This window comes from Fibrobacter sp. UWB5 (assembly GCF_002210295.1).
Classification (GTDB): Bacteria; Fibrobacterota; Fibrobacteria; order Fibrobacterales; family Fibrobacteraceae; genus Fibrobacter.
Genome location: NZ_MWQH01000003.1, coordinates 228398 through 250816 on the forward strand (window position 1 = coordinate 228398; position 22419 = coordinate 250816).

A 22419-nucleotide genomic window follows, 5' to 3' on the forward strand; every position below is an offset into this window, starting at 1 on the left:
TTTTATAGCCAATGTCTAGGTTTATGACGATTCGTTCTTTGTTTGTCGCCTTTCTTTTTTCGATGGCGGCTGTTTTTTGGGCTTGTTCTGACGACGATAGTTCTGTTGAATTTAGGGTAGAACGCGAAGTTTCCGATATTTCGACCTTGTTGCAGTGTGCCAAGGGTGCCGATAGCGGTGCCTACTGTTTTATGGTCCGTTTCCGCTATCCGGACGATACAGAAAGCTTGGACAGCATTTACTTATGGGTTGGCAACGACGTGTTGGACGATACTTCAAAGTCGGTTGGCGACAAGGAAAAGTCGAAGGCGACTGATCGCTTTGCGTACCCCTCGAAGACTGAGGAACTTTTCGACACGATTGACGTGACTCCGTATATCCAGGATTATGTGGAAGAACGCGAAAGTCTGATGGTGGCGCTCTATTGCGACTATTCGGGTGGACGTCCGGGAACGGTTCAAAGAATTTATCTGTATTTTGGCGACAAGCTTGCTCCGTCCGATATCAATATCTCTGATTCTACCTGGACTACCGGAGCGCTTCTAGAATGGACGCGTCCAACAGACCAGACGAATCACTACAAGCCGAATGAACTTTCTGGCCCGATTCTTGGTTACAATATCAGAATCTATAGCGAGAACAAGAACGAGGACTTGCGCAAGCTGAAGGTTAAGCTTGAATCTCCGGACGGAATCGATTCTACTGGCGAGACGCTTTATTTGCGCCACAAGGGTTATCATTCTAACGTGGATTCCGTGTTCCTGCAGTCCAAGGAACATGGCGACAGCCGCAAGAACGAACTGTTCCTGGCCATTCCCGATGGTAAGGGTTACAACAACGATAACCCCGATTCTAATATTTTCCGTTTGACTATCGAAGGCCTTAAGGCAGAAACCGAATACAAAATCGGTTATTCAACATGGGATACTTGCGGCAACTATACGGGCGTAGACCGTTCCGATATGCGCGCATGGCTTACGATCAATACGACGGATTCTGTCGCACCCTTGATGCCCACCAAGATCTTTACGATGAAGGATACCTTGTACCCTGAAATGGCAAGGCTCGACAGCAATAACCGCCTGCTCATTTTCTGGAGCCAAAGTGTAGACCCGTACAAGCGCGAACACGACATCGAGGTCGATACGGTTCTCTCAATTCCGGATACATGCCTCGTTGACTTGTGCTATGAAAAAGTGGAAATGTACAGGGTTGAATATTGGGACCGCTACACCGAACAGTGGGTGATTAGCAGCGATGTGGATACTCTGGACCGCTACACCAAGTTTTACAAGCCCTCGGGCGATACCATGAAGGTTTCTGCCACGGGTAAGTTTATTTCTGACACGATCCGTTATGTTGCCCCTGGTGATACGCTTGTGCTTCGGATTATTGCCATTGATGAATCCGGCTATTGGTCTGTTCCGCTGATCGACACGATTGCCGTGTCCCCGGGCGCTATCGCAAATGAAATCGAATGTCCCGAAGGCTTTGTCGCCGTCAAGGCGTCCGATACCAATTACTTCTGCATGGAACGCATGGAACACCAGAATGATTCTGGCGAATTCATGACGAACGTTTTGCATTCCGAAGCGCTGGCAACCTGCGAAGCGATTTCGGCGAGCGGTTTCAAGGTGAGTCTGTGTAACGAACGCGACTGGGAACTCGTTTGCCTTTCGGGCGGAACGCTTGCCTATGGCGTGGTTCAAGACGATACTGTTGAGACGGCTGAATTCTTGTTCAAGTACTGCAATGTGGCGACCAACGATTCTGCCTCGGCGGCGAATCCTGCCAAGCGCAGTTCCCGCTGCATGAACCCGATGGGTATTCGCGACTTGCCGGGCCAGTATCAGGAATGGGTGAGGGGTCGCTCCGAAGATACGATTGCCGTGGTCAAGGGTGGTTCTTACCGCGTGATGAGCGGGCTTGAAAGTGGCGAGTTTGGCCGCGAAACCCAGGCCCTTTGCACGAACCGTTATTTCCCGTACTTTACCCGTTTGGCCTACACGACCGATTCCGTATACCTGTACCGCGAAGGTACCAGGGTCGATACCGTTTATACCGCCGACACATCCAGAACCCTGTACAAGGTACTGACCAAGAAAGATTTCAAGGATACCTTGCAGTTCTTTGACATTCAGGATTCTAGCGGAAATTCCGTGGGTACGGACTACGTGCCTTATGCTGAATACAAGCAGGGCGGCGATGAATGGCTTGAAACCATTTCCAACGGCATGAAGTATGTGCCGGACCATATCGAGGTCGTGTTCCTGACGGGCGAGCGCGTTGCTTACCGCGGGGCCTCGAACTACTACAGGTCATCAAGCATCGGATTCCGTTGCTGCGCCTATAAAGAACAAAATGAAGAATAGTGATTTTTTGAAAGTTGCTGAAGCGCTTGCTAAGGAAGCAGGCGCTCTTTGTCTTGAAATCCAACAGAATTTGGGCGATGTCAAATACAAGTCCAAGAAGGACGTGGTGACCCGTGCCGACATTGCAAGCGAAAAGCTGATTGTGGAAGGACTTCGCAAGGCGTTTCCGGAACATTCCATTCGCACCGAAGAAGCTGGCGTTATCGAAGGCTCGGACCCGCGTTACCGCTGGATTATCGATCCGGTCGATGGTACCGTGAATTTTAGCCGCGGAATTCCGTTCTGGGGAATTTCGATTGCGCTCCACTTTGAAGGCAAGCCCTTGGTCGCGGTCGTGAATCTGCCGCGCTTGGGTGAACTTTTTACCGCGGTGCGCGGTGAAGGCGCCTTCATGAACGGCAAACCGATTCATGTGAGCGACGAGTCGGACCCGGTCCATGCGATCGTGAGCAATGGCGACTTTAACGTGGGCGATGTGGCTAAAATCAACGCCCAGAATTCCAAGAATTTCGCTCGCGAGGCAGAAACTTTCGAACGTGTCAAGTGCTTTGGCTCGGCGGTAATCGAAGGCTGCTTTACGGCCTGCGGGCGCCTGGACTGCTTTGTGATGACCATGAGCTACCCCTGGGATATTGCGGCCATTGCCCTGCTTGTCGAAGAGGCCGGTGGCAAGTCGACCCATATTGACGGCTCTCCCATGCAGTTCGTGGATGCCGAACAAGTTGTTTTTAGTAATGGAATTTTACATAAAACGTTGATAGATACTATCTTGTAAACTTTCTTTTCGTGTGAAAAATCTCCAAATTAAACTATATTGCACACTTGGGATTGGTGTGTATTTTTGGAGAAAGTCATGAATTGCAAAAAATACCTTTTTTCGGGTCTTGCCCTTTTGGGCTTGGCTTCGACAGCTGCTTTTGCTGCACTCAGCACAGATGATTATGTAGAAGCAGCTTGGATGACCACCCGCTTTTTCGGAGCACAGCGCTCCGGTGAAGGCCCCAACTGGATTCTGGATGGTACAAACAATCCGACTAGCTTTACCAAGGACAGCTATAACGGCAAAAACGTGAGCGGCGGTTGGTTTGACTGCGGCGACCACGTGATGTATGGTCAGTCCCAGGGCTTCGCCTCTTACGTGCTCGCTTTGGCTTACGCTGAATTTACCGAAGGTTTCTACGACCTTTATACCGGTGACTACACCGACTACAAGGCCAGCAAGGACTATTCCATGAAGGGCGGCAAGCCCAACAAGGAACGCGACTTACTCGAAGAACTCCGCTACGAAGCAGATTTCTGGGTCAAGGCCGCTATCGATGGCAATAACTTTGTGACGGTCAAGGGTGACGGTAACGCTGACCACCAGAAGTGGGTGACTGCCGGTGCCATGAGCAAACTCGGCTCGGGCGAAGGTGGCGAACCGCGCTCGATTACCGGTAATGCAAACGATTCTTACACGCCGGGTATGGCAGCCGCTATGCTTGCCGTGATGGCCCGTATGGATCCCGAAGAATCGAACCAGAAGAAATACCTTGATGCAGCAAAGGTTGCATACAGCTATTCCAAGAATCACAAGGGTGTGACGAATTCGGGCAACTTCTATGAATCGACTTGGTGGGACGGCCGTACGCAGGATGGCGTTTTCCTTGCCGCCTTGGAACTTTACCGTACGACGAAAGACGAATCCTACAAGAAAGATGCTACAAAGTATTTTGACGATCTTCAATTCGTGAAGGGTATGTATACCCGATTCTCCTACAGCAACGCAGTGCCGCTTTCTGTGGTGATGGGTGCCGGTGCCCTTGGCCTTGAACCGGGTGGACAGTACAGAGACGTGGAACGTTTCTTGGAAAAGCTTTACCAGGAAAATATGTCCAATGACGTGTTCAAGGGCGAAACCAGCAATAGCGACCATTTCCATGTGCGTACCCCCTCTGGTGGCGCCTTCCTCTATGCTCTTTATTCCAAGCTTTTCGACGATGATGCCTATGATGGCTTGGTCGAAAAGAATGTGGCCTACTTGCTCGGTGACAATAGCAACAAGAAGTCTTATGTGGTAGGCTTTACCAAGAATGGTGCCAATGCTCCTAAGCGCCCGCATCACCGTGGCTACTATGGCAACGAAGATCCGGGTCGTGAAGTTGGCGGCATGGGCGATGCTCCTGAAAAGAACAAGTATCTGGGCGGCATGATTGCAGGAAACTTTAACGATGGCAATCATAGCAGTGACGTGTCGAACTGGCAGCTTAACGAAGTCTGCGTCGACATGAACGCTCCGATGGTGGGTGCTCTCGGTTTCATCTTGAGCAAGAAGGCTCCGAAGACCGACGAAGAACTTGGCGTCAAGTCTGTTGCCAAGAAAGACACCGTCAAGAAAGATACCGTTAGCAAGGATACAGTCAAAAAGGACACCACCAAGAAAGATACCAGCGATGCAATCATCCCGCGTCTTTCTCTGACCAAGAACTTCAACCTGACTTCGAGCGGCTCCATGGTGAGCATCTCTCAGGTCTTGAATATGCCTTTCAGGGTGCAGGTCTTTGACCTGACCGGTAAGCTTTTGCAGGAAATCAAGGGCGAAGGTCACAACCTTCAGTTCAAGATTCAGGGTAAGGGCGTATTCCGGGTGCGTGTTATCTCGGCTCGAGCGAGCGAGATGTTCACGGTGAAGGCTTATTAATAAATCTGTAATTCAAGCTTTTGATGGACCCCTGCCTTTCGGCAGGGGTTTATTTTTACACTTTTGGCAATCCTGTTTTGTAAAACTAATTTTACTTATTGTTGAAAGATGTTTTAACTTACAAAAATGTAGGTTTTTGTGCTAACACCCTTTAATTTTTAACGAAAAAACGCACTTTTGATTTCTGTTAAAAAAGTAACTTACAAAAATGTAAGAAATTGAAGATTTTTGCCAGTTTTTCACTTTTTTTCAATCGTCTTTGCTATCTTTACAGCCGTTGAAAACATTAACAATCAAACTCTCAACGGAGATATATAAAATGGCAATCAAGAATGCTTACCTTCAGAAGGTTTATGACAAGGTCGTCGCCCGTGATCCGGACCAGGCCCTCTTCCACCAGGCTGTCCGCGAATTCCTCGAATCCCTCGACCCGGTCCTCGAACAGGACAAGTCTTGGGAAACTAACGGCGTGATCGACCGCCTCGTCGAACCGGAACGCGTGATCACTTTCCGCGTACCTTGGCTCGATGACAAGGGTAACGTTCAGGTGAACCGTGGCTACCGCGTGCAGTTCAACTCCGCCATTGGCCCGTACAAGGGCGGTATCCGTCTCCGTAACGAAGTGACGCTTTCTATGCTGAAGTTCCTCGGCTTCGAACAGATCTTCAAGAACAGCTTGACCACGCTCCCCATGGGCGGCGGCAAGGGCGGTTCCGACTTCGATCCTAAGGGCAAGAGCGACAACGAAGTGATGCGTTTCTGCCAGTCCTTCATGACTGAACTCTGCAAGCACGTCGGTGCTGACACGGACGTTCCGGCTGGTGACCAGGGTACTGGCGCTCGCGAAATCGGTTATATGTTCGGTCAGTACAAGCGCATCCGCAACGAATTTGTGGGCGTTCTCACCGGTAAGGGCCTCTCCTACGGTGGTTCTCTCGCTCGTACCGAAGCTACCGGTTACGGCCTCTGCTACTTCACTCGCGAAATGCTCAAGGACCTCGCTAACGACTCCTTCCAGGGCAAGACTGTGGTGATTTCCGGTTCTGGTAACGTTGCTCAGTTCGCTTGCCAGAAGGCTACTCAGCTCGGTGGCAAGGTCGTGACCATGTCCGACTCCAACGGCTACATCTACGACCCGAACGGCATCAACCTCGACGTCGTTCTCGACCTCAAGAACGTGAAGCGCGCCCGCATTAGCGAATACGCCAAGCTCGTTCCGGGTTCTGAATACCACGAAGGTTCCAAGGGTGTTTGGACGGTCAAGTGCGACATCGCTCTTCCGTGCGCTACCCAGAACGAACTCGACCTCGATGGTGCCAAGGCCCTTATCGCTAACGGCGTGAAGGCCGTTGCCGAAGGTGCAAACATGCCGTCTACTCCGGAAGCTATCGAAGCCTTCCAGAAGGCTGGCGTTCTCTTTGGACCTGCCAAGGCTGCTAACGCTGGTGGCGTTGCTACCTCCGGTCTCGAAATGTCCCAGAACTCCGAACGTCTCTCCTGGACCTTCGAAGAAGTGGACAAGAAGCTCGAAGGCATCATGAAGAGCATCTACGCCGCTGCTTCCTCTGCCGCTGTCAAGTACGGCCAGAAGGGCAACCTCGTGATGGGTGCAAACATCGCTGGCTTCCTCAAGGTTGCCGATGCCATGAAGTGGCAGGGCGCTGTGTAATTCTCAAAAAGAATTCACTTCAAAAAGTCCTCCGGTCAAAAGCCGGGGGCTTTTTTTGTAAAAAAAGTTATAATTTATGTGTGTGCAACATGTGTTGTACATTTTTGAGAGGTAAGGAATGAACAAAATACTTTGTACGCTGGCGATAGCCCTTGCTGGGTATAGCTTTGCCGGAGAACTGGATGTGGTCTATGCCGACGCAATCGCAAAAGATACGAACGGCGTCGAATTGCCGGATGGCAAGTACACTTTGCATACATTCGCCATGGGAGGACAGTTTGTTCCTGTCTACATTTCTTCTGTAGCGGAATCTGCAAACGGTCTTGAAATTTATCCGCAAGAAGCGGCTGGACGTCAGTACACGCTTTCTTATGATAGATTGGTGACAGTCTTTTACAAGGTTAGCGATGCTACAGGAGGAAACTTCTACGAGAAGCTTAAAGAAGGTGAATCGCGTACGATTGGAGTTTCCGGTGTAGATACCGTCTATGTATCAGTTGACATGTATAATTTGCCTAGTGTGGTTACGCCGTTCAAAATTAGCCTGGCGGGTAGACAGAACGCCTTGGAATGGAACTTCTTTAAGCCGCAAATAACCTTTGTAGAACAGATTCCTGCAGCGGGAGAGTCGCCTAAAGCCGTTAGGGGCCAAGAGCCTAAGGAAGATGGCTCTTACGAAGAATATCACACGGGATCCGTTCTGGACTTGTTCTTAGCGATTCTTAAGCCTACCAAAGATGGAACTTATGACCTGTGCACGGAAGAATGCAATGGAATCAATGTGTACAAGGGACATATGACGTCTGCAAAGGTCGAGTTCCTGTTTGAAGACGCTCAATTCAAGGATGGCTATGCGACAATTTCGGTGCGCGCATCGAAGGATTATCTTTGGAACTCGGATGCGTCTCTTTCTAATCCTGCAACTGTTGCTGTCATGATTGAAGGGGATATTGCAGAGGCTACCTATAATCCGCTGTTCTTTAGCGAATCAGGCGTCGAAAGCATTAAGAAGACGCCGGTTGCATCTAGCTTGGGTGCAAGGAAGTTCGTCGTGATGGATTTACAGGGGCGAGTCGTGCAGCAGGGGTTCACTACCGAAGCTGAACCTGTTGTCAAGAATCTTGCTACAGGAACCTATGTTGTGAGGGTCGGTGCTAAAGTTCACCGGGTGAATGTAAGGTAGTTGAAGGGGGAATTATCCCCCTTTTTTAATTTGGAATAAAAAAGTTTACGCGGCCTTGCTTTTTGGGCGGTTTTGAGTATATATTGCTTGGTAAGAGGGTGAAAATGAAAATCCAAGTTGTTTTGTTGGTGATGTTGTTTAGTTTGGCGGGGCTTGCGAGTGCGCATGTCCTCAAAATGCCTGATTTCAAGGATAAACGCGATGGCCGCGTGTATAAGACGGTGCAGATCGGAAACCAGCGCTGGTTTGCCGAGAATTTGCGTTTTAACGTGAAGGGGAGCTGGTGCTACGACAATCGCGATTACAACTGCGAAACATACGGCAGGTTGTACAATTGGGCGATGGCGATGCGCTTGGTGGATTATTATAACAACCACTCCATTGCAGATATTGATTTTACCAAGAAGGACTGGAAAAACTATCATGACGCTTGCCCTGCGGGCTGGCGTTTGCCGGCCAATAAGGACTGGGTGACTCTGAAGCGTTACGTAGGGCGAATCGGCAAGAGTGATGGCGTCGGTTTGAGCCTTAAGTCTCCTGAACTGTGGGAAAAGGAACTGCGTGTGCCTGCGGGTTCCGACGAATTCGGCTTTAATGCTTTGCCGGCGGGGGTACGTAACGAGTATACGGGCTTTATGGATTTGAAAACTTCGGCCCAGTTCTGGTCATCGTCCGAAATAGACAACGTGGGGGCGATCTATTGGGGCTTGCTCTACGATTCGAGGGCTTTCGATAAGGTCTACGCCTCCAAAGACGACGGCGCCTCTATCCGCTGTATCGAAAACAAGGTGTACCCCTTTAGGGAGCCGCCTCCGCCGCCTCGCCCGAAGGTGATTCCGCAAGTGGTCAATGTGCAGAACAAGGCCGTGCTCACGATTCATATTGGCGATCAGGTGTGGATGGTCAATAACTTGAACGTGAAGGTGCCGGGTAGCTATTGCTACGATGACAGGGAAGAAAATTGCGAACGATTCGGACGCCTTTACACGTGGGAGGCCGCCACCAATATTACGGGGACATCGAAGATGAAGGATGTTTGCCCTAATGGCTGGCATGTGCCGACATCGCTTGACTTTTACAGGCTCAATATTTATTTGAAAGATATTGACGATGCGGTGGGCGTGGGTACGAACTTGCGTGCCCGAGAAACCTGGCTGGAAAGCGATCTTGCGCTTATGGGTGAAAACGGTTTCGGGTTTACGGCGCTGGCCTCCGGTGTGCGCGATTCCGCGGATACTGTTTCGGCGTATTCTGGAATTGGAACCTTTACAGGGTTCTGGACGGTGAATGAACTTGATTCGTCGCGGGCAATCGTCTGGACGCTTCCGAATAACAATGATGATTTCGTGATGGATTCGAGTCTGAAGAATAAGGCGTATCCGGTGCGTTGCCTGATGAATCCGCCGGATATCGACGAAATTTATGACAGTACTTCGATTTACGACAAGCGTGACGATAACCGCTACAAGACTTTGGCTGTGGGCGAAGATGTCTGGATGGCGGAAAACCTGCGCTTTGCCGCTCCGGGGAGTTTCTGCTACGAGGACAAGGATATCCGTTGCCGCAATTACGGAAGGCTTTACCCGTGGCATGTAGCGATGCGCTTGCCCGAAGACTTTATCGAGAATTCGCTGGATAGCGTGTCGCATGGGGCCGTTGTCGAAGAACACCAGGGAATTTGCCCGGAAGGCTGGCATATCCCGCGACAGGAAGAATGGACTCGGTTAGGGCAGTTTGCGATTAACAAGCGCAAGGGCTTGGCTGCAGCCCTTAAGAGCCGCGAAGGCTGGGCTCAGGGCGATATGACCAAGAACAACAATGCAAGCGGCTTTAACGCCTTGCCGGCGGGTATCCGATTCCGCAATGACGGCGAATATACGGAACTCGGAACGAGCGCGTATTTCTGGGCGGCCGAAGGCGGTGCTGGTTCGGGAGCCGCTTACTGGTATGTCGTAAGCAGTAAGGATGAATTCAAGAACGAAGAGGATTTTGACGGGAATGCGTTCTCGCTCCGGTGTGTGAAAAACAAGGTGCCGCCGAAAGAGACTGCGCAAACCGAAAAAAATGCTCCCACACAGCCGCAACAACAGTAATTAAAAAATCCCTTGGACGAGAGTCCAGGGGATTTGTTTTAGAATTTTCTGTTTTGGCGTTCTGCCTGCGCCTTAAACGTCGCCGACTTCGCCTGTGGCCACAAAGTTGCGCACGGCACGCGTGATGCGCATCGAACAGAAGTTCGGCCCGCACATGCTGCAGAAGTGGCTTGCCTTGGCCTGGCTGCCGGGGAGCGTCTTGTCGTGGAATTCCATGGCCTTCTCGGGGTCCAGGGAAAGCGCGAACTGGTCGTTCCAGCGGAAGTCGAAGCGGGCGCGGGAAAGGGCGTCGTCGCGGAACTGTGCCGCAAAGTGCCCTTTCGCAAGGTCGGCCGCGTGAGCGGCGAGCTTGTAGGTGACCACACCGGCGCGCACGTCGTCGCGGTCGGGGAGCCCGAGGTGTTCCTTGGGCGTCACGTAGCAGAGCATTGCTGTGCCGTACCAGCCAATTTGTGCTGCACCGATGGCCGACGTGATGTGGTCGTAACCGGGGGCGATATCGGTGGTGAGAGGGCCGAGCGTGTAGAACGGGGCTCCGTGGCATTTTTCGAGCTGGCGCGCCATGTTGTCCTGAATCTTGTGCATGGGCACGTGACCCGGACCTTCGATAATCACCTGCACGCCGTATTCCCAGGCAATCTTCGTGAGCTCGCCGAGCGTGTCCAGTTCTCCGAACTGGGCTGCGTCGTTGGCATCGGCCAACGACCCCGGGCGAAGCCCGTCGCCGAGCGAGACTGCTACGTCGTAGGCAGCGAGAATCTCGCAGATTTCGCGGAAGTGCGTGTACAAGAAATTCTGCTGATGGTGGCGCATCTGCCAGAGGGCAAGAATGGAACCGCCGCGGCTCACGATACCTGTGGTACGCTTGGCGGTCAGCGGAATGTGTTCCAGCAAAAGGCCCGCGTGAATCGTGAAGTAGTCCACGCCCTGTTCCGCCTGCTCAATAAGCGTGTCGCGGTACAGTTCCCACGTGAGTTCTTCGGCCTTGCCGTTTACCTTTTCGAGCGCCTGGTAAATAGGCACCGTGCCGATAGGTACGGGACTATTTCGAATGATCCATTCGCGCGTTTCATGAATGTGCTTTCCGGTGGAAAGGTCCATCACGGTGTCTGCACCCCAGCGCACGGACCAGGCCATTTTTTCGACTTCTTCTTCGATAGAAGAGGTGATGGCCGAGTTGCCGATGTTGCTGTTGATCTTCGTGAGGAAACGGTTGCCGATAATCATCGGTTCGCATTCCGGGTGGTTGATGTTCCCCGGCAGAATCGCACGGCCCGCGGCGATTTCGTCGCGCACGAATTCCGGCGTAATGGGGGAGCCTGCCACCTGGATTTTACCCTGGGCCTGCAATTCATCAAGGCGCTGGTTTTCGCGGATGGCCACGTATTCCATTTCCTTGGTGACGATTCCCTTGCGGGCGTAGTCAAGCTGGGTCAGGTGGTGACCAGCCTTGGCGCGGAGCGGGTGGTGTTCTGCGTTAAAGCGCAGGTGGTCAAGTTCATGGTTTGCGCGGCGGGCGCGGCCATAAGCAGACGTCATGTCGTCGAGCTGTTCGGCGTCACCACGTTCCATAATCCAGGGTTCGCGAAAACGTTCAATCCCCTTCGTTACGTCGAGCTTGGCGTCTACATCGCTGTAAGGGCCACTCGTATCATACACCGTCACGACAGGCGTTTCGGGGTCTTCAGTCAAAATTTCGCGCATTCCCACGCGGATGTCCGGGTACATCTTGCCCGGAACATACACCTTGCGGGAATTCATAAAAGGTTTAAGGAGAGAATCCATTACTTTTCCTAAATGTCATTCCCGGCTTGACCGGGAATCTCCTTTACTTACTTTACTCCGATCAGAGACAGGTCGCGCACAGCGCCCTTGTCTGCGGACGATGCCATGGCAGCGTATGCCTGCAGAGCCTTGGACACCACGCGGTTGCGGGTTTCCGGCTTCCAAGCCTTGGCGCCACGAGATTCCATTTCCTTGCGGCGGGCGTCGAGTTCGGCGTCGGTGAGTTCCACGTTGATGGTGCGGTTCGGGATGTCAATTTCGATGACGTCGCCCGTGTGCACGAGGCCGATGTTACCCTTGTTGGCGGCTTCCGGAGAAGCGTGGCCGATGGAGAGACCGCTCGTACCGCCGGAGAAACGACCGTCGGTGAGGAGGGCGCAGGACTTGCCGAGGTGACGGCTCTTGAGGTAAGAGGTCGGGTAGAGCATTTCCTGCATGCCAGGACCACCCTTCGGGCCTTCGTAGCGGATGACGACCACGTCGCCAGCCTTCACCTTGTTGCCGAGGATGCCTTCGACAGCTTCTTCCTGGCTTTCGAACACGATGGCCGGACCAGTGAACTTCCAGATGGATTCATCGACACCTGCGGTCTTCACGATGCAACCGTCGATAGCGAGGTTACCGTACAGAACAGCGAGGCCGCCGTCCTTGGTGTAGGCATGTTCGCCATCGCGGATAGCGCCGTTTGCGCGGTCGAGATCGTGATCCGGATACATGAAGTTCTGCGAGAAGGCTTCGATATTGTACTTGCGGCCCGGACCTGCGAGGTAGCGCTGCTTGGCTTCGGCGCTCGGGTTACGCTTGAGGTCGTTCACTTCGAGAGCTTCGCCCATGGAGGCTGCGTGAACGGTCTTTGCATTCTTGTGGATGAGGCCCATACGGTCGAGTTCACCGAGGATACCCATGATGCCGCCAGCGCGGTTCACGTTTTCCACGTGAATGTTGTGGACGGTCGGGGCGACCTTGCAGATGCACGGCGTGTTGCGGGAGAGGCGGTCGATGTCCTTCATGGTGAAGTCGACGCCAGCTTCCTGTGCGACGGCGAGCAAGTGGAGCACGGTGTTGGAGGAACCGCCCATGGCGATGTCGAGGCGCATGGCGTTTTCGAAGGCGTCCTTCGTAGCGATGCTGCGCGGGAGGATGCTTTCGTCGTTCAAATCGTAATACTGGTGGCAGAGTTCCACGATGCGCTTACCGGCGGCTTCGAAGAGCTTCTTACGTTCGGCGTGCGTTGCAACGATGGTGCCGTTACCCGGGAGGCTAAGGCCCAAAGCTTCGGTAAGGGAGTTCATGGAGTTTGCGGTGAACATGCCGGAGCAGGAACCGCAAGTCGGGCAAGCGTTCGCTTCGATGGCTGCCACTTCTTCGTCGCTGATGGTGTTGTCGGCAGAATCGATCATGGCGTCGATCAAGTCAAGAGCGCGGTCCTTGCCGTCCTTCGTGGTGACGTGGCCAGCTTCCATCGGGCCGCCAGAAACGAAGATTGCCGGAATGTTGAGACGCATGGCAGCCATGAGCATACCCGGAGTCACCTTGTCGCAGTTAGAAATGCAAACGAGGGCGTCGGCACGGTGGGCGTTAGCCATGTATTCGGTGGAGTCGGCGATGAGGTCGCGAGAGGGCAAGCTGTAGAGCATGCCGTCGTGGCCCATGGCGATACCGTCATCAACGGCGATGGTGTTCATTTCCTTGGCGACACCACCGGCTGCTTCGATCGCGCGGGCCACAACCTGGCCCAAGTCTTTCAGGTGAACGTGGCCCGGAACAAACTGGGTGTAACTGTTCACCACGCAAATCACGGGCTTACCAAAGTCTTCCACCTTGGTTCCAGTTGCGTGCCACAGGGCGCGTGCACCGGCCATTTCGCGGCCTTCCATAGTCTTGAGCGAACGAAGTTTCGGCATAATAATCCTCTTTTTGTGTCTTTAAAATCTGCGGCGTTACCCGTAAAAAATGCGGGGAAAAAGACGCCAAATTTCGGGCTAAAATGTAGAAAAATTGAGTGTTGACGCGCAAAACGGTGCCAAAATAGGGCTAAATCTGCAAAAATGACCCCCAAATTGCCGTTTTTGAACTAAAAACGCAAACTTTTAAATGTAGTATATTTCTTATGGGAATCTTAAAATAATCTTATAAATGGCGATTTTGCGCAAATTTCGCGGTTGTTGTATTTTGGTCAAACGGGGTGTGATGTAAATCCCTTTGAATTTTGTGGGGATAAGTCTATATTATGCGCGTCAATAAAAACGAGGTTGGTTTTGATGGACAAGAATATTCTCACGAATAGATTTTGTGGTGTATTTGTATGCGCCATTATGTTGTTTGTAGCACAGGCTTTTGCCCTTGATTGCAAAACGGGTACGGGCTGGGGCGATTTCCTGACGCAAGAGGCATCCAAAGGTAGCGACGGCTATTATCAGATTGATACGCCGGAAAAGTTGGCGTGGGTTTCTTGCAAGGTAACGAACAAGGCTTTAAGTTCAGAAAAATTCAAGTTGACCAAGTCCCTTGATATGCAGGGGAAACTGTTTATTCCTATTGGGTCGGGTACTGGTGAAGATACTGGATTTAAAGGAACTTTTGATGGTCAGGGCTTTACCATTTCGAATCTTTATGTTAATACATCCGAAATCAACAGTGATATATCCAGTATTACTGGAAAATCCAAGAATGGTATTACTGCCTATGCCCAAAATATTGGATTGTTTGGTGTTCTTTCTACAAACGCAAAGGTCAAGAACTTGATCTTGAAGGAAATACAAATATATGCTGCGGCATCTTCTGGAACCACGGGTCTTGGGTCTGATAAGCCGATTTCTGTGGGTTCTCTTGTCGGCTGGGTTGGTGCGACTGATAAAACGGTTGTAAAAATTGAAAATATCGTGGCGTCAGGTTCCATTGAAACGAGCGGTGCAACAAACCGTGTCGGTGGTATCGCGGGAAATGTGAAGCATGTGACGATATCCAATTGCGTCAGTTCCGTAAGCGTGACCGCTAGTGGTGCGAATACCAATGTGGGTGGTGTCGTTGGGGCGATTCGTAACGATGGTAATGTTACTCTGACATCATGTGTTTATTCTGGAGACCATCTTTACACGGTTGATGGTTCCATCGGTGCCGTAGCGGGTAGCTATGAAAATTCTAAGGGAACTTTGACAACGGAGAATTTGTACTATTCTGCCAATTATGATGGAATTGGTGTTTTACCCAATGGAAAAGAATTTAATACAGAAAAAGTTGCCGATTTGAATTCAGACAGTGTTGTCTGTGCCTTGAATGGCGGTACATGGAATGAAGGTGTATGTACCGGAGACACATCCGATGTATGGTCTGTTGGCCAGTCCGATATTTCCATGAACGGTTCTGATGGCTACAAGATTACTTTCAACGCGAATGGAGGTTCGTTTGCTTCTGGAGCAAGAACTGCGAAAATTCTAGCTAAGAATGCTGCTATTACGGCGGATGAAATTGGTGAGCCTACGCGTACAGGAAAAAAATTTGCCGGATGGGCTGTAACAGCAGATGCAGATACATCTTCAGATCTGGGTATTGCCCACTCTGCCGTTACTATTTATGCTGTTTGGTATGATTTTTATGAGGTGACTTTTAAGACTGATTCTGAAGGGGATTTCTCCGACGCAACATTCCCTGATGGAAGTAAAATCAAGAAAATTTCTGTGGCAAAGCATGGCACGGTTTCTGTAGATGGTTTTTCTGTTCCCACGGTATATGAAATTGGAACTGGTGCCAATAAGGTGAAATACTACTTTACAGGTTGGGCTTATGAGCCAAAGTCATTTGGTAAGGATGATGTGATTGGTGCAAATGACACGCTTCACCTTTCTGCCATTGATGTGACGAAACCTGTTGTTCTGTATGCTGTATGGACTAAGGCTACGACATACTCTGTCACTTTTGATGCCTCTTTGCATGGAAAGACGGATGTCCATTTTGTTCGGATGGTTACTGAGGGGGAAAAGGTGTCTCGTCCTGATACTGTCATTACGGATGATGGATACAAGGTTGTTGGATGGTGTGTTGTTGAAAATTGCACAGAGCAAAACGAATATTCCTTTGCTGACACGCTAAAGGGTAATCTGGTACTCCATGCAAGGTGGGAAATAGAATCCTATTCGATTGTTTATGAGTTGGATGGTGGTACAAATGCCTCTACGAATCTAACCACATATAATGTCAACAGTGGCGACATTGTCTTTGCTGCTCCGACCAAGGATGGGGCTAAGTTTGAAGGCTGGTTCTATGATGCAAATCTGACTAATCCTGCGACTCAGATTGATTCAGGCTCTACGGGCGATAAGACCATTTATGCCAAGTGGACTGTTGCGACCTACACTATCCAGTACCTTTCCGGGACTACGATTTCGGCAACGGTGCCCGGCGCTACTAAAACTTATGGCGATACAATTACGCTTAGGGATGCTCCTCCTCAGTTCGCTGTTGGTGGGTGTACTTTCGATGGCTGGTCTAAAGTGGATTATGGTCAGGAAGGATATAAAGTTGACTATGCATTTGGTGCTAAATATGGAGACAATGCAAACCTCAAGTTGTTCCCGCATTGGACTTCTTGCGGAGAATATACTATAACTTACGAATTGTATGGTGTTGAGGCGACAAATAGAAATTCTTCGACCTATACAGGTCCGGAAAAGGTTAAGTTGGTAAATGCGTTTGTTTCTGGTAACCCTGTAAAGATGGATGATTGGTATTTGGATCCAAACTTCAAGACATCTGTTCGCTATCTCCAAGGTATTAATAAAAATACGACTCTTTATGCAAAGTGGTATAATGTAATTACATTCCAGCCCGGAACTAAACTGAAAAACTTCAACAAAGGCGCTGGCAAGGTAGAAAAGCAGAAAGATCTGAATAAAACGTATACCTTGGGTATACCGAATACTAAATATGCGATTGAAAACTACACCCTTGATGGCTGGTCGTTGACCGATGGTGGCGAAAAAGTGTATGATGTGGGATTCGATTATACGGATAACGTAAATATCACACTGTATCCGCACTGGGTGGAAAATCCTGTGGTAACCCATTATGGTGCTGTGACGATTGAAAAATATTCCGACAAGGCTATTGCAAAAATTGATGGCGTATCTGAAGAAACGGTAAATATTCCTACGGCAGACAATGTTGTAGTTGACCAGATTATCTTTAATCGAGACTTTTCTGGTGGCTTAAAGTCAACCGTTATGTTCCCCTTTACGGTAAGTTTGGATGAAGTTAGTGGCGGTGAGTTCTGTGAATTTAAGGCAATGGAATATTCGTCTGAAACGAAAAAATGGACTTTCCGTGTTGAAGAGCCTGTAGATAACGAATTGAAAGCAAACAAGCCGTACATCTTTATTGCTGACCCGGATTCTAAGAATATCACGTTTAATTTGAGTAAACCGGTTTCCTTTAGTACGGAAGAAATGAATCCTTCTGTGGATAATCGTTGGATCTTCAAGGGCTCGTATGAAAAGATTGTCTTGAATGAATCTCATCCGGATTGGACCTACGGGTATGGTTATTCTGCTGAAGATAAAAATGGCTTGACAAAGGGTAAATTCTTTAGATTTAAGACTAGTCAGTTTACCGAAGCTACGCTGCTTCCCATGAGAGCTTACCTGGTTTACGACGTGTCTCTAGCATTGGCGAAATCGAAAGAAGCATATAATTATGCACCTGAATCCTTCCCTGATTTAGTGGATGTAGAAATTGTAAGTCAAAAGGGTATTGTTATTGGTGGCGGAGAGCTGAACACCAAAACTGGTGAGCTAAAAATGGATCGTTGGTATGATTTGTCCGGCCGTCGACTCAATGCTAAGCCCACGACACAGGGAACATATTACTATAATGGTAAGCGTGTAATTGTGAGGTAAAAGATGGAAAATAAAAAGACATACGAAAAACCGGAAATGGAAATTGTAGAAATGCCCTGCAACTCAGCATTATTAGATTGTAGTACTGATCCAGAAAGTTGTTTGCCGGATAATATTAATGTTGAGTAAATATGAATAAGCAGAAAGCTACATATGAACCGCCGAAGATGGAAGTATTTCCTCTTCTAAGTCGAACAGATTTACTTTGCTCGTCTGGAGATTCTAATTGCATCATCTTGAATTACAATGAGAATCCGGTCAATTTGGACTCCAGTCACAAAGGCGATCTTACGTAGGACAAGGTTCTTTGCTTGATTAGGTTGAAAGATGGGCTTCTTGAAGAATGCCCATTTTTTCTATCTTTGCGGCCATGGGTTTAATTCTGAAGAAAACAGACAAGCTCTTGTTTAAACTGTTGCAGCTTGCGCTCGATACGACGGGCGCTTTGCAGGGGCTTGAGGAGGCGCCTTCCGAAGAAGACTGGAAGGCTATTTATAAGCTGGCGAAGCGCCAGAGTGTTTTGGGCGTCGTTTTTATCGCGGTCAAGAAACTTCCGGAAAATTTCAGGCCTGCAAGGGCTCTTTTGTTGCGCTGGTCCATGGATGCCGAGGGCACCGCGGGCATGAACAAGCTGTTGAACCTGGAGGCGGCGCGCTTGACTCGGGTTTTCGAGGGCGCGGGTCGCAAAAATGCAATCTTGAAGGGCCCCGCCAATGCAAGACTTTATCCGGATCCGCAGAGTAGGCAGTGTGGCGATATCGACATTTGGGTCGAGGGCGGCCGCAAGGGTGTAACCGAATTGCTTTATAAGTTGAATTTGTTGAATGCGGAAACTGATGACCATGCTTATTCGCGGCACCATATTCACTTGCCCCAAAATAAGGATGGAGTCACGGTGGAGGTGCATTTCAAGCCCGCGTCGGGAATCCCGTTCCGCAATGGAGCGTTGCAGAAGTTCTTGAACGAAGAAATCCGTAAGGCAGAAATGGTGCCCGAGGGCTTTTATTCTCCGTCAATCAAGTTTGCGCTCGTGATGCAAATGGCGCACTTGCAGCAGCATTTTTATAGCGGCGGTCTTGGTCTTAGGCAGTATACGGATTACCTGATGCTGCTTAGACATTCTACCGAAAGCGATCGTAGTGCTGCGTTAGTTGTCATGAAACGCCTGAGCATGATGCGCGCCTGTGGAGCCGTGATGTGGATGCTGCAAGAGGTGTTTGGGCTTGAACGCGGCTTGATGCTTTGTGCGCCGGATCGCTGGCGTGGTGAACGCCTTTTGAAACTTGCCCTTTCGGGCGGAAATTTTGGTCAGTACAAGACGGAACCTAAGCCCAAGAATGTTTTTGTACGCTGGTTCAAGGACCGCTTGCAGGCTATTACATGGTTGACATTTGATCCGGTGAATGCGGTTTTCAAGGAACTCAAGTACTGGCGAGCGACGATTTCGCTGATTCCTGTGCGCATTAAACGCAGGAGAATTGCTTTATGATTCAATCGGCTTGTTACAAGGTGGCGGGGCATGTGTTTAAGGTGTCCGCGTCTGCAGACCTTTGCGATAAATTGTTCAGTGAATGCATGGATAACTACGAACCGTTTGCGGTTCCGGCGGTGCATGATTCCGAATGTCTTTTTGTGATGGATGTTGAATGTGGCGATGCTCCGGAATATACCGAAGAACTGCGCCAGGATGAAGAAGGCCAGCAGATTCTCTGCGGAACCATTCAAGACAAGTCGGTGTTCGATTTTCGCCTGCATTTCAAGATGACGGGCGTGCTCGTTTGCGCTAAAGATTACAAGACGGCCAAGTTGATTGTTCCTCCGGATGAACCGCTTTCTTTGTTCAAGTTTGCGGTGAACAATGCCATGATGGTTTTGTATGCTATCGCCTCGGCTTCTTGCAATACGGCCTTGTTCCATGCGGCGGTCGTGAGTTACAAGGATTGCGGCTATCTGTTCTTGGGCAAGAGCGGTACGGGCAAGAGCACTCATGCTAGACTTTGGCTTAAGCATATTGCAGGCACGGATCTTTTGAATGACGACAACCCGGTGGTGCGCATTTTTGAAGGAAATCGTGCGGTCGTTTACGGCTCGCCGTGGAGCGGCAAGACTCCTTGCTACAAGAATCAGGAATTTGCATTGGGTGGCTTTGTGCTGCTTTCGCAGGCACCGTACAACAAGATTGTCCGCTTGCGTGGCGTGCAGGCTTTTGCTGCGCTTGTTCCCTGTATTTCGGGCAAACGCTGGGAACGCGTGATTGCTGATGGTTTGCATAAGACCGAAAATGCACTTGCCATGAATGTGCCGGTATGGCATTTGGAATGCTTGCCTGACGAAGAGGCCGCGCGAGTCTGCAAGGAAAGCGTTGTGTTATGATTGGCGCTCCCAAAGATGATGCGATGATTCTCGCTGAGGCGATTCGCCTGGTGGGCGAGGGAGTCGAAGTGACCTTCCCGGTGAATGGGCGGAGCATGCGCCCGTTTATCGAGGGTGGCCGCGACAGCGTAGTGCTTGTTCGTCCGACAAATGTGAAGCCGATGGATGTCGTGCTTGCCAAAACCGAGGATAATCGGTACGTGATTCACCGTGTTTTGGAAATGGCGGGCGAGCGTGTGACTTTGATGGGTGACGGCAATTTGCAAGGCCGTGAGCATGCGGAATGTAAACAAATTTATGCCAAAGTAACGCATGTTGTGCATCCAAATGGTTACAAAAGATTTCTTTACACGCCTTTTATACAATTTGTCCAAAAAATGTGGGTGAGCCTTTTACCTTTGCGTCGTTATTTGCTTAAATTATATACAGTCTACATCCGTATTCGGAATTTCTAGAAGGAGAGTACACCATGCACATCAAAAAAGGATTTGTTCTGCGCGAAGTTTGCGGTGAACAGGTAATTATGGGCGAAGGCGTTGGCGCTCTCGATTTCGGGAAGCTCCTTTGCCTGAACGAAACGGCGTCTTGGCTTTGGACGCGCGCAAGCGAACTCGGCGAATTTACGGTCGAAGCGCTAGCCGATGCGCTCTGTAGCGAATACGACGTTGCCGCTGACGATGCTTTGAACGATGTCAAGGGCATTGTTTCGCAGTGGCAAAACGTGAACGTAGTCGAATGAAATACCTTTCGTGGTTATGGAACAGGACGGATGGATTCCGCCTGAACATTGCGCTCCGCATTGTATTTGGTGTGGGGCGAATTTCGCTTGGGTTGTTGATGGTATGGCTCAGCAAGCGCTTTATAGACGAAACGATTCGCACGGGTAGTCAAGATGATATTGTGCGCATGATTGCGTTGCTTGTGGCGACGGTCGTGGGCGCGATTGTCTTGCGCATTGTGTTTTATTATATGACGAACGTGGCCATGGTCCGCCAGTCGAACCGTTTACGCTTGCAGGTTTTCGAAGGCCTGTTCTCTCGCAAGCTTTACGCGGGGGCGGAACTGCATTCGGGCGATGTGGCTTCCAGACTTTCGAAAGATATCGAGTCGGTGTCGACCACGACCATGGAAACATTGCCGCAAATGATTGTGACGGCGCTACAGCTGGTGGGCGCGTTCCTTTTGATGCGCTGGTTTGACCCGCGGCTTGCCTGGGCCTTGCTTTTGCTTACGCCGGTGGCGATTGTGCTCGGAAAGCTGGTGTCTCGCAAACTCAGGAACATGACGCTTGCGATTCGTGAACGCGAATCGAAAATCCAGATGCAGGTGCAAGAGGGCGTGGAACACAATGTGCTCATGCGCTCGCTCGAAAGTGAAAACTGGGTGGCGGGCCGCTTGGGTGACATGCAACAGCACTTGGAAAGCGATGTTTTGCGCCGTACGCGATTCACTACGCTTTCGCGGTTTGCACTCGGGTCTGCCTTTGGGCTGGGTTACTTGTTGGCCTTTATTTGGGGCGGCCTCGGGCTGCGCGATGGGGCGATTACGTTTGGTATGATGACGTCGTTCTTGCAGTTGGTTGGCCAGATTCAGCACCCGATTCTTTCGATTTTGAACATGGTGCCGCAAGTGGTGCATACTACGGCGAGCATTGACCGCCTAGAAGATCTTGAAAAATCTAAGGAGCCCGAAGGTGACGGAACGCCTATGGCGCTTGAAGGTTCGCTCGGGGTGCGACTCGAAAATCTGCATTTTGGCTATGCGGCGGGAAGGCACGAGGTTCTAGAAGGTTTCAGTCACGATTTTGAGCCTGGCTCCAAAACGGCGATTATGGGCAAGACTGGTGCCGGAAAGACGACTTTGTTCCGGCTGCTGCTCGGCTTTGTAAGGCCTGATAGCGGGCGCATGCTGGTTTATTCAAGTTCCGAGGTGTGTGCGATCGGCAAAGAAACTCGCACGAATTTTGTGTACGTGCCGCAGGGCAATACCTTGCTGAGCGGGAGCGTTCGCCTGAACTTGCAGCTGGCCAAGCCCGATGCGAGCGAGCAGGAAATGTTGCAGGCTTTGCACGCGGCGTGCGCCGACTTTGTGCTGGATTTGCCTGATGGCTTGGATACCGAAATCGGGGAGCGCGGCCGCGGATTGAGCGAGGGCCAGGCGCAGCGAATCGGAATTGCTCGCAGTCTTTTGCGGCCCGGGAACGTATGGTTGTTTGACGAGGTGAGTTCTTCGCTTGATGAATCGACGGAGCGCGAATTGTTCGAAAGACTGTTTGCGACTTACCCCGACAAGACCATGATTTTTGTGACGCACCGTTCGGCAATGTCTGAAATTTGCGACGAAGTTGTCCGACTGTGAAAAACATGTGAGCGA

At 50.4% G+C, this 22419-nt stretch carries 14 protein-coding genes; 12 read left to right on the plus strand and 2 right to left on the minus strand.

From position 1 onward, the window contains the following. Window positions 1–11: 11 nt before the first annotated feature. From B7989_RS07120 to B7989_RS07145, 6 genes are all read left to right on the plus strand, one after another. Window positions 12–2372, plus strand: a complete 2361-nt coding sequence (locus tag B7989_RS07120) for a fibronectin type III domain-containing protein (protein ID WP_233144293.1) — start codon at window positions 12–14, stop codon at window positions 2370–2372. Then, the gene (locus tag B7989_RS07125; RefSeq protein WP_088627848.1) at window positions 2362–3147 is read left to right on the plus strand and encodes an inositol monophosphatase family protein; all 786 of its coding nucleotides are present in this window, start codon (window positions 2362–2364) and stop codon (window positions 3145–3147) included. The genes B7989_RS07120 and B7989_RS07125 overlap by 11 nt, the downstream gene beginning before the upstream one ends. Before the next feature lie 78 nt (window positions 3148–3225). Then, the gene (locus tag B7989_RS07130; protein WP_088627849.1) at window positions 3226–5052 is read left to right on the plus strand and encodes a glycoside hydrolase family 9 protein; all 1827 of its coding nucleotides are present in this window, start codon (window positions 3226–3228) and stop codon (window positions 5050–5052) included. A 319-nt stretch (window positions 5053–5371) separates the two neighbouring features. Continuing rightward, on the plus strand, window positions 5372–6721 hold the full coding sequence (gene gdhA / locus B7989_RS07135) for an NADP-specific glutamate dehydrogenase (protein ID WP_088627850.1): 1350 nt from the start codon (window positions 5372–5374) through the stop codon (window positions 6719–6721). 118 nt (window positions 6722–6839) lie between these two features. Further along, window positions 6840–7904 (plus strand): hypothetical protein, encoded by a 1065-nt coding sequence (locus B7989_RS07140; RefSeq protein ID WP_088627851.1) that lies wholly within the window; start codon window positions 6840–6842, stop codon window positions 7902–7904. Between the two features lie 104 nt (window positions 7905–8008). After that, window positions 8009–9997 (plus strand): FISUMP domain-containing protein, encoded by a 1989-nt coding sequence (locus B7989_RS07145; RefSeq protein WP_088627852.1) that lies wholly within the window; start codon window positions 8009–8011, stop codon window positions 9995–9997. Window positions 9998–10069: 72 nt separating this feature from the next. Here the strand turns inward: B7989_RS07145 and thiC are convergent, their stop codons facing one another. Continuing rightward, window positions 10070–11782: a phosphomethylpyrimidine synthase ThiC gene (gene thiC, locus B7989_RS07150; protein ID WP_088627853.1), complete on the minus strand. Its 1713-nt coding sequence runs from the start codon at window positions 11780–11782 to the stop codon at window positions 10070–10072. A gap of 47 nt (window positions 11783–11829) precedes the next feature. Beyond that, window positions 11830–13686 (minus strand): dihydroxy-acid dehydratase, encoded by a 1857-nt coding sequence (gene ilvD / locus B7989_RS07155; RefSeq protein WP_088627854.1) that lies wholly within the window; start codon window positions 13684–13686, stop codon window positions 11830–11832. Window positions 13687–14043: 357 nt separating this feature from the next. Here ilvD and B7989_RS07160 point away from each other — a divergent pair, with 357 nt between their 5' ends. The 6 genes from B7989_RS07160 (at window position 14044) to B7989_RS07185 (ending at window position 22404) form a co-directional block, all read left to right on the plus strand. Beyond that, on the plus strand, window positions 14044–17673 hold the full coding sequence (locus tag B7989_RS07160) for an InlB B-repeat-containing protein (protein ID WP_088627855.1): 3630 nt from the start codon (window positions 14044–14046) through the stop codon (window positions 17671–17673). A 370-nt stretch (window positions 17674–18043) separates the two neighbouring features. Beyond that, window positions 18044–19162, plus strand: coding sequence for a nucleotidyltransferase family protein (locus tag B7989_RS07165; RefSeq protein WP_158212879.1), 1119 nt, complete (start codon window positions 18044–18046; stop codon window positions 19160–19162). After that, window positions 19159–20046, plus strand: coding sequence for a hypothetical protein (locus tag B7989_RS07170; protein WP_088627857.1), 888 nt, complete (start codon window positions 19159–19161; stop codon window positions 20044–20046). Before B7989_RS07165 ends, B7989_RS07170 begins: the two co-directional genes overlap by 4 nt. Next, window positions 20043–20501: a S24/S26 family peptidase gene (locus B7989_RS07175; RefSeq protein ID WP_088627858.1), complete on the plus strand. Its 459-nt coding sequence runs from the start codon at window positions 20043–20045 to the stop codon at window positions 20499–20501. The genes B7989_RS07170 and B7989_RS07175 overlap by 4 nt, the downstream gene beginning before the upstream one ends. A gap of 14 nt (window positions 20502–20515) precedes the next feature. Then, window positions 20516–20785, plus strand: a complete 270-nt coding sequence (locus B7989_RS07180) for a PqqD family protein (RefSeq protein WP_088627859.1) — start codon at window positions 20516–20518, stop codon at window positions 20783–20785. Beyond that, a complete protein-coding gene (locus B7989_RS07185) occupies window positions 20782–22404 on the plus strand; it encodes an ABC transporter ATP-binding protein (protein WP_088627860.1) in 1623 nt (540 codons plus the stop codon). Before B7989_RS07180 ends, B7989_RS07185 begins: the two co-directional genes overlap by 4 nt. Window positions 22405–22419: the final 15 nt, after the last annotated feature.